This window comes from Aquimarina latercula DSM 2041, assembly GCF_000430645.1.
GTDB lineage: Bacteria > Bacteroidota > Bacteroidia > Flavobacteriales > Flavobacteriaceae > Aquimarina > Aquimarina latercula.
Genome location: NZ_KE387185.1, coordinates 305,516 through 321,806, shown reverse-complemented (window position 1 = coordinate 321,806; position 16,291 = coordinate 305,516). Strand labels below are relative to the sequence as shown.

Genomic DNA, 16,291 nt, shown 5'->3' with positions numbered 1-16,291 from the left:
AAGTCGAATATAGAGTATTAATTTATTATTAACAAAAAATTCTGTTAAATTTGTGTTGTTTGACGAAAATTCTTACTTTTCATCGAGTTAATTGATCTCTTCCACGTCAATAGGCTTCCCAATATAAACTAAAAAACTATCCCCATTAATTTCCTCCATCTTTTCGCTATATGCAGATATAATTCTAATTGTATTAGCGGAATCTTTGATAAACAAAGGAATAATATCTTCATCTTGTTTAATTAAATTGATTAATGAATCGTAATGAGATTTATCATCAATATTAATTTCCTGGATACCTGGATACTTTTCGGCTAAATTCATTAACTTATCATAATCATCCGTATGAGAAAACAAACCTTCATTAGGGTTATTTTCTGGATCATTCATTTCTTCAGAACTAACCAACCTAAAAGACCCATTTTCTCCAAATTGATCTTTAAATTGATTAATAGCAAACTTATTAATATCACTATTTCCTGTAAGTGCCATTAAAAAGCCTATATCGTTTAATTCTATATTGTTTTTTAATTGATCATTATAAATACTTCCTTCTAATGCGTCTAAACCTAAACTTTTGGCCTTTTTAATATTTTCTCGATTACTGTCTACTAATACTACGTGTCTTTGATTACTCTTAAGATATGTGGCTATTAATCGTGAAACTTTTGATGCTCCAATAATTAAAATCCCTTCAGATTTTGTAAGAAATACCCCAGCAACTTTAGCAAACAATCTTGCCGTTGTTGCATTTAGAAGAACCGTTCCTAATACAATCATAAAAACTAATGGTGTAATATACTCTGCCTCTGGCACTCCATTTTTAGCAAGTTTTAGACCAAATAATGAGGCAATACCTGCCGCTACAATTCCTCTCGGTCCTACCCAGCTAATAAATAATTTTTCATTAATCTTAAGTCCCGAATTAATTGAACTCAGAAAAACACCTAAAGGTCGGACAATAAAGACGACAGCTGCAAAAAGTAAAATAGCATTCCAATTGAATATTAACTGTAATTCTTCAATATTGATATTGGCCGACAGAAGAATAAATAATATCGAAATTAACAACACACTCAATGATTCCTTAAAATATAATAACTCTTCAAAGTTCGGAAGGTTAATATTACCTAATACCATACCCATTACCACTACGGATAATAAACCTGATTCATGCGCAAATACATCTGATAATACGAAAACACCTAACACTACTGCAAGGGTGAAAACATTTAATAAATAATGTGGGATTATTTTTTTCTTAATTCCAAAAGCTAAGCCATAAGCAAAAGTGAAACCAAAAGTGAAACCAAATAAAACTATTTTACCGAATTCTATAAAAGCTTTTTTCGTAAATGCCTCTCCTTCTCCAACACTTATAAATTCAAAAACCAAAACAGCCACTAATGCTCCAATTGGATCAATAAGAATTCCTTCCCACTTTAATACAGCAGAAATGTCTTTTTTTAATGGTATATTTCTTAAAATAGGGGTTATTACCGTAGGGCCTGTTACAATAATTAAAGAAGAAAATAAAAATGATATTGGCCAACTTAAGCCGAAAATAAAATGAGCTGCCAATCCAGCTCCAAAAAAGGTTACCACAACGGCTACTGTTATTAATTTAAGAATTACGGGGCCAACATTTAGGATTTCATCTCTTCTTAAAGTTAAACCTCCTTCAAAAAGAATAATGCTAATGGCTAAAGAAACGAAGTAAAATAAACTTTCTCCAGGAAATAATCCTTCTACTCCGTTATAAATAGGTTGTATTAATTTAGTGCCATCTACTGTGTATAAAGTTGCAACCGGTCCTACCAAAAGTCCAATTAAGATAAGAGGTAAAATTGCTGGGATTTTAAATTTCCAAGCCACCCATTGTGCTAAAATTCCTAATATGATTATACCCGCTAATTCTACCATGCTTTTACTATAATTATAATGATTAGCAAAATATGAGATTTTTTTTAGAAATGCATATCTCTCATCAATTTTATAATTAGGAAAATTAACAATCTGTTCCGTTCTTATTTTTTAGACATAACTGTATTGAACAAACTTTTAGATTATAAGTTTAAAATCGCTACTTATCGCAGTTTCATTTTCTGATAATAGTAATAATAACAGTTACCGATCTATGATAATGATAGATTTCTTTGATTACCATTTAATCCTTATCCACGTCAAAGTAAAAGAAAATAAAGTTCTATTTAATATATTATTGCGTTAGAAAAAATTATTTATCGGATCAATTCTGATGAAATATTGTTAAAAAGTCTACAAATTAAATCCTGATCCTTAGCATTTTTTCTATTTTGCAAAGATTTTTATACCAATTATGAAATTACATGCTGTAAAAGCAGGAAACTTTAAACTTGATGGTGGCGCCATGTTCGGCGTCGTTCCCAAAGTCCTGTGGAACAAAACAAATCCAGCTGATGCTAATAATCTAATAGATATTGCTGCAAGATGCCTATTAATTGAAGATGGAGATCGTCTGATTCTCATTGATTCTGGAATGGGAGATAAACAATCAGATAAATTTTTTGGATACTATTCTCTTTGGGGAGATGATAATTTAGATAAGTCTCTAAAAGAAAAAGGGTTCAATAGAGATGATATTACAGATGTTTTTATTACTCATTTACATTTTGATCATTGCGGAGGTGTGGTACAATGGAATAAAAATAAAACTGGTTATGAATTAGCATTTAAAAATGCTAAAGTATGGAGTAATGAAAATCACTGGAGTTGGGCTACAGAACCTAATGTCAGAGAAAAAGCTTCTTTCTTAAAAGAAAATATTCTTCCTATTCAAGAAAGTGGACACCTTCATTTTATTTCTAGAACAGGAGAAACATTTCAAAAAAACACTGAATTAGGGTTTGGCGTATTATTTGTAGATGGTCACACAGAAAAACAAATGATCCCGAACATAAAATATAAAGAAAAAACAATTGTGTTTATGGCAGACTTATTGCCTACAGCTGGTCACATTCCATTACCTTATGTTATGGGATATGATACTAGACCATTATTAACATTACCGGAGAAAAAATTATTTTTGGAAAATGCGGCCTTAAATAATTGGTATTTGTTTATGGAACACGATGCACATAATGAAATAATTACTGTACAACAAACCGATAAAGGTGTACGATACAAAGAAACTTTTACTTGTAATGAAATATTTAATTAAAAATTCTATGATTCCCAAGTCTAATAAATTACTAATTGCTTCAATAACATCATCCATTATATTAAGTAGTTGTGGAACTCCAGCTATAGTGTCCACTCCTATAGAAAATATTGATTCTATTCCATTAAAAAATATAGTATTAACCGAGACTCAATTAAAAAATTGGAATGCTAGTGATTTAATAAAAGATACAATACCCGGAATGAGTGTTAACAGGGCGTATAATGAACTAATCAAAAATAAAGTTGGTCAAACGGTTATCGTTGGAGTTATTGATAGTGGTGTTGACATTGAACACGAAGATTTAGACGATGTGATCTGGACTAATCCTAAGGAAATCAAAAATAATGGAAAAGACGATGATCAAAATGGATATATCGATGACATCCACGGTTGGAATTTTTTAGGAGATTCTGAAAATGAGAATCTTGAATATACCAGAATCGTTAAAAAATTAAAACCAAAATATGAAGGGAAAAATCTAGCTTCTGTTGCTTCTTCTGATAAAGAAGAATACCAAATGTATATAGAAGCTAAAGCCGATTTAGAAAAAGAGTATCAACAAGCTCTTGGTAGTAAAAACCAATACGAACAGATTTTACAACAAGTAAAACCTTCTCATAAAAAGATTAGCGAAGTAATTGGTAAAGAAAATTATTCGCAACAGGAACTTCTTGCCGTAAAAGCGGATACACCAGAAATGCAACAATACATTGCTTTGCTTTCTCATATGTTTGGGTTTTTAGAAGAAGGAGAGACCATACCAGATTTTATCGAAAACCTAAGTGGTGGTGTAGATCATTTTACGGAACAATTAAACTATCATATCAATGTAGAATTTGATGGTAGAACTAAAGTTGGTGATAATGTAGATGATATAACTGATACTAATTATGGAAATAATAATGTTATGGGTCCTAATCCCGATAAAGAAGGGATAAAACACGGAACTCACGTCTCTGGAATTATAGCATCTGAGCGAAATAATGGGAAAGGAGTTAATGGTATCGCCAAAAATGTAGAAATAATGGCAATTAGAGCAGTTCCTAACGGTGATGAATATGACAAAGATATTGCTTTAGCGATTCGATATGCTGTAGACAATGGAGCGAAAGTTATTAATACAAGCTTTGGAAAATACTATTCTACACACCCAGAATGGGTTAGAGACGCTATTAAATATGCTGGGGAAAATGATGTGTTGATTGTTAATGCTGCTGGTAATGAAGGGTTAGATTTAGATCAAAAACTTGTATATCCAAATGATCAAATTGATAATTCATCTGAAATTTCTAATAATTTTATTACAATAGGAGCTTTAAATTATAAATACGGATCTAATCTTGTAGCGAATTTCTCTAATTATGGAAAAAACAATGTAGATGCATTTGCACCTGGGGTTAAAATATGGGCCACAACCCCATCTAATACATACGAATATCTTCAAGGAACATCTATGGCTGCACCTGCAGTTTCTGGTGTTGCCGCTCTTATTCGATCTTATTATCCAAAATTAAAGGCTTCTCAAGTAAAACAAATATTAATGGATAGTGGATTAAGTACAACTGCCACCGTAATAATAGGGGGTGATGAAACTAAATCTAATAAATTTACAGAATTATCTAAATCCGGAAAAATGGTAAATTTATATAACGCTTTGATTTTGGCGGAAAAACTATCAAAATAAAACAAAATGATCTCTAAAATAATTTCAATTGGATTCTTAATATCCGTTTTAGGTGTTTCAGCACAAAACAATACAAGTTATTGGCAACAACACGTTGATTACAAAATGAACGTGGATATGAATGTAGAAAATTTCCAGTATAAAGGAACACAAGAACTTGTATATACAAATAATTCACCTGATTCATTATATCAGGTCTTTTATCATCTTTATTTCAATGCATTCCAACCAGGAAGTGAGATGGATGTTCGCTCTAGAAATATTGAGGATCCAGATCCTAGAGTAATGGATAGAATTAGTAAACTTACTCCAGAAGAAATAGGATACTTAAAAATATCTTCTTTAAAACAAAACGGAAAAGAAGTAACTTATGAAATAGCCGGAACTGTCTTAGAAGTAGAACTCAATGAACCTATTGCTCCTGGAAAAAAAGTTACTTTTTCCATGAATTTTGATGGCCAAGTTCCAAATCAAATACGTCGTTCTGGACGCAATAGTAGTGAGGGCGTAGCATTATCAATGACTCAATGGTATCCTAAAATGGCTGAGTATGACTTTGAAGGCTGGCACGCAGACCCTTATATAGCTAGAGAATTCCATGGAGTGTGGGGTAACTTTGATGTTACTATAAACATTGATAAGAATTACATTTTAGGAGGATCTGGATATTTACAGAACCCTCAAGAAATAGGATATGGTTATGAAAAACCAGGGACTAAAATAAAACGCAAAGGAAAAAAACTTTCTTGGCACTTTATAGCTCCTAATGTCCACGACTTTACCTGGGCAGCAGACCCAGAATATATCCATGATACAGTTCAAGTTCCTGATGGACCAGTACTTCATTTTTTATACAAAAACAAAGAGGAATATCTAGAAAACTGGAAAAAATTACAACCTAAGTCTGTAGACTTAATGAAATATTTTAGTACTACAATTGGAAAGTATCCATATGACCAATATTCTATTATTCAAGGAGGAGATGGAGGAATGGAATACGCAATGTGTACTTTGATTACAGGAGGAAGAAGCTTTGGAAGTTTAGTAGGAGTTACAGCTCACGAAATGGCTCATGCTTGGTTTCAACACATATTAGCTACAAACGAAGCCAAACATGAATGGATGGACGAAGGTTTTACGAGCTACATTTCTACATTAGCAATGGATAAAGTAATGGAACAAAACAAAAATAATCCAATGACAGGAATGTATCGAGGATATTTTCAATTGGCTACTTCTGGTATAGAACAACCTCAATCCACACATGCTGACCGTTATACAAGAAATGGAGCATATGGAGCGTCTGCATATGCTAAAGGGGCGGTTTTTATGGCACAACTTGGTTATGTAATAGGAGAAGAAAATTTATCAAAAACAATCCATAGATATTTTGATGAATGGAAATTTAAGCACCCTACGCCTAATGATTTTAAACGAATAGCAGAAAAAGTATCAGGAATACAACTAGATTGGTATCTTACAGATTGGACCCAAACTACAAATACAGTAGACTATGGAATAAAAGAAGTTTCGGAAAAAGGGAATACCACTTCAATTACATTAGAGCGTATTGGACTAATGCCAATGCCTGTTGATTTGTATATAGAGTATATGGATGGAACCAAAGAATCCTTCTATATCCCACTAAGAATGATGAGGAAAAATAAAACTAATCCATTTCCTAAAATGAATCGTACAATTTTATCTGATTGGACTTGGACCCACCCGAACTATTCACTGGAAATATCTAAATATAAATCTAGTATAAAGTCAATTGAAATTGACATTACTAAACAAATGGCAGATATAAATATCAACAATAATAATTTCTCTCAATAAATAATAATTCCCTAAAATATTATAAAGACCCTTATATAATTATATATATAGAGGGTCTTTTTTTTTGAATATGATCTTAACTCATTTAGTGTTAAATAAATGAGATCATTGTTTTTTTGTTAAAAAAGCCCTTATTTTGGCTATCTTTAATGTTTTATTATGATTTTTTAGGGTTTTATATTGCTTAACTGTTATATATAAAATGTTAGAAAGTATTATTTAAATAAAAATTGTCAGAATAATTAAACTATTACGTATGAAAAAAAGAAAATTACTAATACCTATTTCAGTAATTTTGATTTCCCTTGTTGTATTTCTTACTTATTTTAGTAAAGATGAAATTAACAAAAATCAAGCTGTTAAGGAATTTGTCCCTTTTAAAAAAGAAGGAAAAAAGAAAGGAAAAACGATGGAAGAAAGGCGTCGTTTTGCAGAAGAAAGATGGAAACATGAATTTAATATTCAAGCAAATCCTTCAACAGGTATAATACCTGCTGAAGAAAAGCAAAAAGAAATAGTTATTTCTAGTGATCTCTCGATTCAATCTAAAAACTCTAAAGCAGCTAGTAATGCTTCTTACATATCCAGAGGCCCTTCTAATCTAGGAGGTAGAACACGTTCTTTAGTAATTGATAGAGGCGATGCAACAAGTAATACAATAATCGCTGGTGGAGTAAGTAGTGGAGTTTTTAGAACTACTGATGGAGGAGCAAGTTGGACTAAGGTTTCTTCAAATAATGAAATTCATAATGTAACTACTATTGCTCAAGATCCAAGAACTGGGTTTGAAAATATTTGGTACTATGGAACAGGAGAAAGTCAAGGTAATAGTGCTTCCGGAAACGGAGCTACTTTTTTAGGTCAAGGAATTTGGCAATCTACAGATAATGGTATAACTTGGAATCAAATGCCTAGTACTGCCTCAACTCAAGAAGCAAATGATTCTCCTTTTGATTTTATGTATAAAATTGCCGTACATCCAATTACTGGTGATTTATATGCTGGAGCTGGTGGGGCAATTAGAAGATTTGATGGCAGCACTTGGAATGTTGAATTAGATTCTGGTGGTAATTTCTTTTCTGATTTAGCAATTACCAGTACTGGAATTGTATATGCTGCATTTTCCGGATCTTCTTCGAGCACTGGTGGTGTATGGAGATCAGAAAATGGAACTGATACTTTTACAAGAATTGGTTCTAATACTGACCCTGGTTTTGGTGCAAGTGGTAGAACAGTTCTTGCAATTGCACCATCTAATGAAAATATCGTATATACTCTATTTACGGTATCGGGATCATTAATAGAAGCTGGTCTATGGAGATGGAATGATAGTGGTACAGGAACTTGGACTGATTTTTCTACTCGAATGCCAGATGAACCAGGTGGTGATTCATCCGGAAATGATCCAATTGCAGTACAAGGTGGATATGACCTTGTTGTCAGCGTAAAACCAGATGATGAAAATTTTGTAGTTATAGGTGGAACTAATGCATATAGAGCATCAAATATTACTGATTTTGTCCAATTTACTAGAATAGGTGGTTACAGAGATAATTCGGGTTATAGTTTGTATAATTTAGGAGGAGGAGCCCAACACCATCCAGATATTCACGCACTTGTTTTTGATCCTAATAATCCAGATATTTTATTTAGTGGTACCGATGGAGGAATTCATAGAGCTGACGCCACTGTAGCAACCGTTGGATGGACAAACTTAAATAACAACTATCAAACATATCAATACTATAATGTAGCAATAACCCCGAATAGTGGATCCGATATTGTTATAGGTGGTGCGCAAGATAATGGAACTACAGCAGGTGGTACTGATTTTGGAAGACCTGATCTTACATCCATGTCTAGTGTAGCAGGTGGTGATGGTGTTGCGGTAGCTATTTCTAATGATGACACCTGTCTTCCATTCTTTTATGGTTTTCAAAATGGGAGAATGTTTAGAGATTGTCCTAATGGACAAGAAATTACACCTGATGGATCTAATAGCCAGTTTGTCACGTATTTTTATTTAGATCCAAGCAATAATAATGCGTTATATTACGCTGGTAGACAAAATCTTTATAGAACTACAGAATCCAGTGCGGTTGCATCAGATAGTTGGGCAAATATGGGTACTATGAGTTCAGCTACCAATTCAAGCGGTCCTGCAAATGAAAATATTACACAATTTTCTGTTACTTGGGGTGCATATGATGCTTCAACAAGTTATTTATTAATGGGAGGTAGTTCAGGAAGTTTGGTTAGATTAGATAACCCTCAAGGTGCTTTTGGATTAGGTAGTACTGTAGATATTACACCAGCTCAAGCAAGAACCGACCGTGGTTCTGTTAGTGGTATAGCAGTTCATCCAAACAATAGAGATATAGTAATGGTTACTTATTCTAATTATGGTATAACGAATATATACATAACTAACAATGCAACTTCTGCGACCCCATTATGGACTATAGCTGAAAGAAATTTAGCAGATTTTTCTATACGATCTGTCAGTATTACAGAAGTTAATAATGAAACAAGATATTTTGTAGGTACAGCTAGAGGTTTATATAGTTCTACTGATCCAGTTAACGAAGATTGGGAAATAGAAGCACCGAATCAAATTGGTTTTGCTGTTGTTAGTGCAATGGCTTATCGACCAGCGGATAATAAACTTTTAATAGGTACTCATGGTAATGGTATGTACGAAGCAACTATAGAAACATCAACACTTTCTGTAGATGATACCGATCCTTTAGATTCTAGCATATTAGCTTGGCCTAATCCTGCTAATAATGTATTAAATGTAGTAGTAGAAAATTCACTTTTAGAAAATCGCTTGGACTATAAAGTTTTCAGTATTAACGGAAAACAATTAAAAAATGGTGTGCTAAATAATGATAAACAAATTAATGTAAGTGATTTAGCTCAAGGTAATTATATTTTACAATTAAACTCTGCTTCTGAACAAAAAGCAATCGTTTTTATCAAAAAATAGATTACTTAAATTTTTAATATTAAAATCCGGTGCTAAACCAATAGTACCGGATTTTCTGTTTATAAAATATTCATTTCAAATCTTATCTGTACTTTTACTGCCTCATGAAAGCGACTTTTAGTACAAATGAAAAACTTAAAAGTAAAAAGGAAATAGAGCTCCTTTTTTCTGAAGGTAAATCAATTGGTAAATATCCTATTCGACTTATTTATAGAAAATCTATTTCAGAAAAAAACTTACCAATTCAAGCAACTGTTTCCGTTAGTAAACGAAATTTTAAAAAAGCAGTGGATCGTAATCGTATTAAACGTTTATTAAGAGAAAATTATAGAAAAAATAAGTATCTTGTAGACAAGAACACTACCCATCACTTTACTTTTATGTTTTTATACACCGGCAATAAAATGCCGGATTCTATAATTGTTGAATCTAAAATAAAAGAAATATTACAAAAGTTCAGTAGTAAAGAAATTGAAAACCAATAATTTTCAACCTATTATTACTAGTAATAAAGATCCATAATATGAAAAAGAAAATTCTTTATCCTACTCTTGCACTTGTTATACTACTATCAACAGTAAGTTTTAAATCTGATTTTTTCGAAATTGCTAAACAGATTGAAATTTTCACTACCATGTTTAAAGAATTAAACATGAATTATGTGGATGAAACAAATCCTGCAGAACTTATGGATACTGCGATTAAGGCGATGTTAGACGATCTTGATCCATATACTAAATACTGGAATGAACAAGATGTAGAAGCTTCTAAAATTAGAAACGCTGGAGAATATACTGGAATTGGAGCTTCTGTAAAAACAGTAAAGGACAAAATAATTATTGTAGAACCTTATAAAGATTATCCTGCTGATAAAGCTGGTCTTAAAGCCGGAGATGAAATCATTAAGATTGGTGATGTAGTTGTGTCAGATTTCGAAGAAGATGCGGGAGAGCTTCTTAAAGGAGCTAGTGGAACTAAAGTAGAAATTACATACAAAAGACAAAATCAAACAAAAAATACAATCCTAAGTCGTGAAGAAATTGAAGTAAAAGCGGTTCCATTTTCTACTTTACTTGATGATAATACAGGATATATTGTTTTATCTAAATTTAATAACAAAGCATCATTAGAAACCATAGCTGCATTAAAAGACCTAAAAGCAAAAGGTGCTGATAAAATAATTCTAGACCTTAGAGGTAATCCAGGAGGATTACTTAGTGAAGCTATTAATGTTACCAACATATTTGTTCCAAAAGGAGAATTAATTACAACTACTAAATCCGTTGTAAAGAAATATAATAAAGAGTATTTCACTAAAAAAACACCTATTGACACCGATATTCCTTTAGTAGTTTTAGTAAACGGTAGAAGCGCCTCTGCTAGCGAAATTGTTGCAGGAAGCATACAGGATTTAGATAGAGGAGTTGTTATAGGTGCAAGAAGTTTTGGAAAAGGATTAGTACAACGTCCTAAAAAATTAACTTATGGTACACAGTTAAAAATAACAATATCACGTTATTACACACCAAGTGGAAGATGTATACAAGCTTTAGATTATTGGAATCGTGATGAAAACAATAAAGCTGTAAGAATTAATGAACAAGATTTTAAAGCGTTTAAAACAAAAAACGGAAGGACTGTATATGATGGTGGTGGAATTCAACCAGACATAGAAATGGAAACATCTAAGTTTAGTAATATTACAACATCATTACTTCAGTCAGATGCTATATTTGACTATGGAACAAAATACTACTATAATCATCAAAATATGGATGTTAGCAATTTTAAATTCACAGATAAAGATTACGAAGATTTTAAAAATTTTGTCAAAAAAAGTGGATTTAATTATGAAACAGATACAGAAAAATCGCTTAGAAAATCATTACAAGTTGCTAAAAAAGAAAAATTAGATACCGATATCTCTGAAAGTTATAATGCATTACTTGCAACTATAAAAACTTCTAAAGAAAAAGGATTAGATATCTATAAAACTGAAATTAAAAACTTACTTACAGATGAAATTGTAAAACGTTACACATATCGAGAAGGATTATATGACTATTATATTACACATAATCCAGAAATTAAAAAAAGCAAGGAAATTTTAGGAAATAAAACCAAATATGATAAAATCTTAGAATAAATAAATTCCTATTTTAAAACAAAAAACCAGTCTTAAGACTGGTTTTTTATGATTTTACCATAGCAATATGGGGAATACCATCTTCTAAATATTCTTCTCCTATTTGTTTAAAATTGTGTTTTTTATAAAAATTTTTAAGATAACACTGTGCCGATATCTTAATCTCGTCTTTCGTATATTGATCTTTTATTGCTATTATGCTTTGATTTATCAGATCGTGACCATAACCATATTTTCTTTCAGTTTCTGACACTACAACCCTGCCGATACTCGCTTTTTCAAAATAATCACCAGCGTCAAAAATTCTAGTATACGCAACAATATTATTGTTTTTATAACCAATAACATGAAGTGCTTTTTGATCTTTATTATCAACGTCTTGATAAACACAATCTTGTTCTACAACAAAAACCTCAGCACGTAAGCGCAAAATCTTATATAATTCAGATGTAGAAAGTTCTTCAAAACTTTTTACTTGAAACAAAATATCACTCATAGCAAAAGTTTTAGCACATAGATATTTTTTCTACTCTATTTTGATGTCTACCTCCTTCAAATTCAGTTCCTAAAAATGTTTTTACCATTTCTATAGCTTGTGGTAATGATGTAAATCTAGCTGGAATACTTATTATATTAGCATTGTTATGTAATCGTGTTAATTCTGTTATTTCTTTAGTCCAACATAAACCAGCACGTACATTTTTGTATTTATTAGCTGTCATAGAAACACCGTTCCCACTACCACATATTAATATTCCAAAATCAACTACACTACCATCCACATCTTTTGCAACGGGATGAACAAAATCTGGGTAATCTACACTGCTATTTTCATCAGTACCATAATTTATAACCTCTATACCTTGAGATTCTAGGTAAGTTATTATTTCGAATTTATACTCGGTTCCTGCGTGATCATTTCCGATAGCTATTTTCACAACTTTTAAGTTTTAAATTATTTATTGATTTTTTCAGATTATTTATTAATAACAAAGATAATTCAAAGAAAAAAAGTAAAGTTCAAAAAATCAATAAATTACCTTAATGTTACCTCAATGTTAATAACTCCTTATAGTGTGTTAACATTAGATGTGGATAAATAGTTCCTAAAATTGAGAAACTTTTTTTGGTTCTTTTAATTATTATTAGAATACAAGGTTAGTTATCACAAATCAAAATTTATTAGCATCTTTTTCTTGTGAAGTTTTTAAACATTAATTCATTGTTATCAACTATGGTTTTTCCGTAAAAATATTAATAAAAACATGTGTTTATAAACTATGAACAGCTGTTAATTAAAATCTAGTTTTATAAGATTCTCAACAACTTAACCATTTCATATGTTGTTAATATAGTTTTGAAAAATTAAACTAACTTAATAAGCAACTAAAATTTACAAAAGTTATACCGCTATCAACACTACATAATAATCACTATTTTATTTTTTAAATTTAAAGAAAGAAAAAGTATTATATATAATATATGTTGAAAACTACTTTAAAATAGAATTTATGATTCTTAGATAATTCTTAGATGAGAATTAGAATTAAGATCATCTATTATTTCTTGAACTCTTATTTTATCTTTGGAATGAATTTTTAGATTGATTCCTCCTAATGCATTGGAGTAAAATGGAAAAACTCCTATCATTGTTTCATTCTCAAAAAAATAAGAAATTCCTTCTCTTTCCAAAAGAAGTCGTAATATTGCATAATCGTTTGGATAAGTAAAGGTGGCAATTGTAATAAAATCTTTCATAGAAATAATCCAGGTAATAGATTATCTAAATATACAAATTATCTAAAAAAACAATTAGTTGATTTGTGTAGCTTCCTTATCAGAATGTATACCTCCATTGATTTCTGATTTTTCGTCGGTATCTGTTTTTTGATCCATTGTATTTCCTATATAAACCGTAGAATAATATATACCCACTAAAAATATTAGTAAGAATAGGAATATAATCTTATGAATTTTTTTGATTTTATATGTCATATACTTAACCCCAAACGAATAAATAACAATCTTGGTATATTAAAATTAAGTAAATTTTAAGAAAAACAACAAGATTTGTTGATATTAATTATTTGTAATCTATTGATTTACAGATAATATATTTTTTTAACTATAAACAATAACAAAATTCAATATTTAATAAAAGTTTATATAGAAAACAAGATATGTTAAAAGATAAGCTGTAATTTTATATGATATTATTTAAAAGACATTAATGAAAAGAAAAAGAAGAAGAGGAAAAAAGTCTCCTAAAATAGAAAATATTACCAGAGGAATACTAAAAATACTTAAAGCAGAACCTACTAAAACATTTAATTATAAACAGATTGCAGCTAAATTTGGTGTAGATGACCCTAGTAGTCGAAATCAAATTATTAAAAAACTAGCACAGCTTGCGGCAAAAAAGGAAATAGAGGAAATTGATCGAGGTAAATTTAAAATTGTACCCAATATCAATACATATTCTGGAGTATTAGAAATTACATCAAAAGGAACTGGATATGTGATAGTGGAAGATTTAGAAGATGATATTTTTATTCCAAATAATAACCTTAATAAAGCTCTTAATGGTGATGAGGTAGAAGTGTATGTTTACAAAAGAAAAAGAAGAGGTAAGAGTGAAGGAGAAATTTCTAGAATAATTTCTAGAAAGAAAGATGAATTTGTTGGCGTTATCGAGATACAGAAAAATTATGCATTTGTAAATATGCAAGATGGTAAAATGTATACGGATATTTTTATTCCAAAGAATAAAATAAAAAATGCCGAAAATGGAGATAAAGTATTGGTTAAATTAGAGGATTGGCCAGAAAAAGCAGATTCTCCATTTGGTAAAGTAATAAAAGTTCTAGGTAAGCCTGGAGAACATAATACAGAAATTCATTCAATTTTAGCGCAATACGGATTACCGTATGAGTTCCCAGAAGAAGTAGAAACTTTTGCTAATGATTTAGATACTTCAATTCAGGATGCTGAGATTGAAAAGCGTAGGGATATGCGTAAAATATTAACGTTTACAATTGATCCTAAAGATGCGAAAGATTTTGATGATGCATTATCGTTTGAAGTTTTAGAAAACGGTAATTATGAAATAGGAATACATATTGCAGATGTATCGCATTACGTAAAACCAGGAACGATATTAGATGATGAAGCTTACGAAAGAGCAACATCTGTTTATTTAGTGGATAGGGTAGTGCCTATGTTACCAGAAGTTTTATCTAACAATGCTTGTTCCTTAAGACCTCATGAAGAGAAGTATACATTTTCTGCTGTTTTTGAATTAAACGATAAAGCAGAAATTAAAAATCAATGGTTCGGAAGAACTGTTACTTATTCAGATGCACGTTTTGCTTACGAAGAGGCTCAGCATATCATAGAAACCAATGATAATGTTATACCAAAAGATATTTCTTTAACTGGAAAAGAATATAAAGCAGATCAAAAAATAGCAGAAGCAGTATTAAAAATGGATGAGTTAGCTAAAATAATGCGTGCTAAACGAATGGGACAAGGAGCTATTTCCTTTGATAAAGTAGAAGTAAAGTTTAACTTAAATGAAGAAAACAATCCCGTAGGAGTGTTTTTTAAGACTTCTAAGGACGCTAATAAGCTTATTGAAGAGTTTATGTTACTTGCTAATAAAAAGGTTGCAGAATACATCGGAAAACAAAATCCAAAGAAAACTTTCGTATATAGAGTCCATGATGAACCTAATGACGAAAAACTTGCTGCATTGCAGAATGTAATTGGTCGCTTTGGTTATAAATTAGATTTAAGAGATCGTAAGACTACTACAAGTTCATTAAATGGTTTATTAAAGGATGTTCAAGGTAAAAAAGAACAAAATCTAGTAGATACATTAGCAATACGAAGTATGAGTAAGGCGGAGTATACAACTCATAATATTGGACATTATGGATTAGCTTTTGATTATTATTCTCATTTTACTTCACCAATAAGACGTTATCCTGATGTTATGGCACATCGTTTGCTACAACATTATTTAGATAGTGGAAAATCAGCTTCAGAAGAGGAATATGAAGAACGATGTAATCATAGTAGTTCTATGGAAAATTTAGCTGCAAGTGCAGAAAGAGATTCTATAAAATATATGCAGATTAAGTTCATGAAAGATCATGAAAATGAGGAATTTATTGGAGTAATTTCTGGTGTAACTGAATGGGGTATTTATGTAGAAATTATTAGCAATAAATGTGAAGGAATGATTAGACTAAAAGATATGAATGATGATCATTACATATTTGATCAAGATGAATATGCTGTAGTTGGTCAAAATTCTAAAAAAACTTATCAATTAGGCGATGAAGTATATGTGAAAGTGAAAAATGCAGACCTTGTAAAAAGGCATTTGGATTTTACACTATTAGGAAGTAAACAAGAAATAGAATAAAG

Annotated in this window: 12 protein-coding genes; 7 read left to right on the top strand and 5 right to left on the bottom strand. The window is 30.8% G+C overall.

The genetic code is table 11. The features are described from left to right. Positions 1-87 precede the first annotated feature (87 nt). Entirely contained in the window at positions 88-1,923 is a 1,836-nt protein-coding gene (locus H526_RS0119305; protein WP_027394523.1) for a cation:proton antiporter, read from the bottom strand. Between the two features lie 415 nt (positions 1,924-2,338). Between H526_RS0119305 and H526_RS0119300 the strand changes: the two genes are divergently transcribed. The 6 genes from H526_RS0119300 to H526_RS0119275 all read left to right on the top strand — a co-directional run bounded on the left by H526_RS0119300 (position 2,339) and on the right by H526_RS0119275 (position 11,860). Then, the gene (locus tag H526_RS0119300) at positions 2,339-3,199 is read left to right on the top strand and encodes an MBL fold metallo-hydrolase (RefSeq protein WP_027394522.1); all 861 of its coding nucleotides are present in this window, start codon (positions 2,339-2,341) and stop codon (positions 3,197-3,199) included. After that, positions 3,183-4,886 carry a S8 family peptidase gene (locus tag H526_RS0119295; protein WP_081415656.1) on the top strand — a complete coding sequence of 568 codons (1,704 nt, stop codon included), beginning with the start codon at positions 3,183-3,185 and terminating at the stop codon, positions 4,884-4,886. Before H526_RS0119300 ends, H526_RS0119295 begins: the two co-directional genes overlap by 17 nt. Positions 4,887-4,892: 6 nt before the next feature. Further along, positions 4,893-6,725 (top strand): M1 family metallopeptidase, encoded by a 1,833-nt coding sequence (locus tag H526_RS0119290; RefSeq protein ID WP_035086069.1) that lies wholly within the window; start codon positions 4,893-4,895, stop codon positions 6,723-6,725. A 256-nt stretch (positions 6,726-6,981) separates the two neighbouring features. Next, positions 6,982-9,714, top strand: a complete 2,733-nt coding sequence (locus H526_RS0119285) for a T9SS type A sorting domain-containing protein (RefSeq protein ID WP_027394519.1) — start codon at positions 6,982-6,984, stop codon at positions 9,712-9,714. A gap of 104 nt (positions 9,715-9,818) precedes the next feature. Further along, positions 9,819-10,199 (top strand): ribonuclease P protein component, encoded by a 381-nt coding sequence (rnpA, locus tag H526_RS0119280; RefSeq protein ID WP_027394518.1) that lies wholly within the window; start codon positions 9,819-9,821, stop codon positions 10,197-10,199. 38 nt (positions 10,200-10,237) lie between these two features. Continuing rightward, a complete protein-coding gene (locus tag H526_RS0119275) occupies positions 10,238-11,860 on the top strand; it encodes a S41 family peptidase (RefSeq protein ID WP_027394517.1) in 1,623 nt (540 codons plus the stop codon). A gap of 46 nt (positions 11,861-11,906) precedes the next feature. Here H526_RS0119275 and H526_RS0119270 read toward each other — a convergent pair whose 3' ends face one another. The 4 genes from H526_RS0119270 to H526_RS32530 all read right to left on the bottom strand — a co-directional run bounded on the left by H526_RS0119270 (position 11,907) and on the right by H526_RS32530 (position 13,795). After that, positions 11,907-12,356: a GNAT family N-acetyltransferase gene (locus H526_RS0119270; RefSeq protein WP_027394516.1), complete on the bottom strand. Its 450-nt coding sequence runs from the start codon at positions 12,354-12,356 to the stop codon at positions 11,907-11,909. Between the two features lie 10 nt (positions 12,357-12,366). After that, on the bottom strand, positions 12,367-12,798 hold the full coding sequence (rpiB, locus tag H526_RS0119265) for a ribose 5-phosphate isomerase B (protein WP_027394515.1): 432 nt from the start codon (positions 12,796-12,798) through the stop codon (positions 12,367-12,369). A gap of 580 nt (positions 12,799-13,378) precedes the next feature. Beyond that, a complete protein-coding gene (locus tag H526_RS0119260; protein ID WP_027394514.1) occupies positions 13,379-13,618 on the bottom strand; it encodes a hypothetical protein in 240 nt (79 codons plus the stop codon). A gap of 54 nt (positions 13,619-13,672) precedes the next feature. Next, on the bottom strand, positions 13,673-13,795 hold the full coding sequence (locus H526_RS32530) for a hypothetical protein (protein ID WP_255420143.1): 123 nt from the start codon (positions 13,793-13,795) through the stop codon (positions 13,673-13,675). A gap of 295 nt (positions 13,796-14,090) precedes the next feature. Between H526_RS32530 and rnr the strand changes: the two genes are divergently transcribed. Next, positions 14,091-16,289: a ribonuclease R gene (gene rnr / locus H526_RS0119250; RefSeq protein WP_027394512.1), complete on the top strand. Its 2,199-nt coding sequence runs from the start codon at positions 14,091-14,093 to the stop codon at positions 16,287-16,289. Positions 16,290-16,291 lie beyond the last annotated feature (2 nt).

Bases quoted from the DNA above. Each gene is read 5' to 3' on its own strand.
- H526_RS0119275 (WP_027394517.1), top strand. From the start codon at position 10,238: ATGAAAAAGAAAATTCTTTATCCTACTCTTGCACTTGTTATACTACTA.
- H526_RS0119295 (WP_081415656.1), top strand. From the start codon at position 3,183: ATGAAATATTTAATTAAAAATTCTATGATTCCCAAGTCTAATAAATTA.
- H526_RS0119270 (WP_027394516.1), bottom strand. From the start codon at position 12,356: ATGAGTGATATTTTGTTTCAAGTAAAAAGTTTTGAAGAACTTTCTACA.
- rnpA (WP_027394518.1), top strand. From the start codon at position 9,819: ATGAAAGCGACTTTTAGTACAAATGAAAAACTTAAAAGTAAAAAGGAA.
- H526_RS0119285 (WP_027394519.1), top strand. From the start codon at position 6,982: ATGAAAAAAAGAAAATTACTAATACCTATTTCAGTAATTTTGATTTCC.
- H526_RS0119300 (WP_027394522.1), top strand. From the start codon at position 2,339: ATGAAATTACATGCTGTAAAAGCAGGAAACTTTAAACTTGATGGTGGC.
- rnr (WP_027394512.1), top strand. From the start codon at position 14,091: ATGAAAAGAAAAAGAAGAAGAGGAAAAAAGTCTCCTAAAATAGAAAAT.
- H526_RS0119290 (WP_035086069.1), top strand. From the start codon at position 4,893: ATGATCTCTAAAATAATTTCAATTGGATTCTTAATATCCGTTTTAGGT.
- H526_RS0119260 (WP_027394514.1), bottom strand. From the start codon at position 13,618: ATGAAAGATTTTATTACAATTGCCACCTTTACTTATCCAAACGATTAT.
- H526_RS0119305 (WP_027394523.1), bottom strand. From the start codon at position 1,923: ATGGTAGAATTAGCGGGTATAATCATATTAGGAATTTTAGCACAATGG.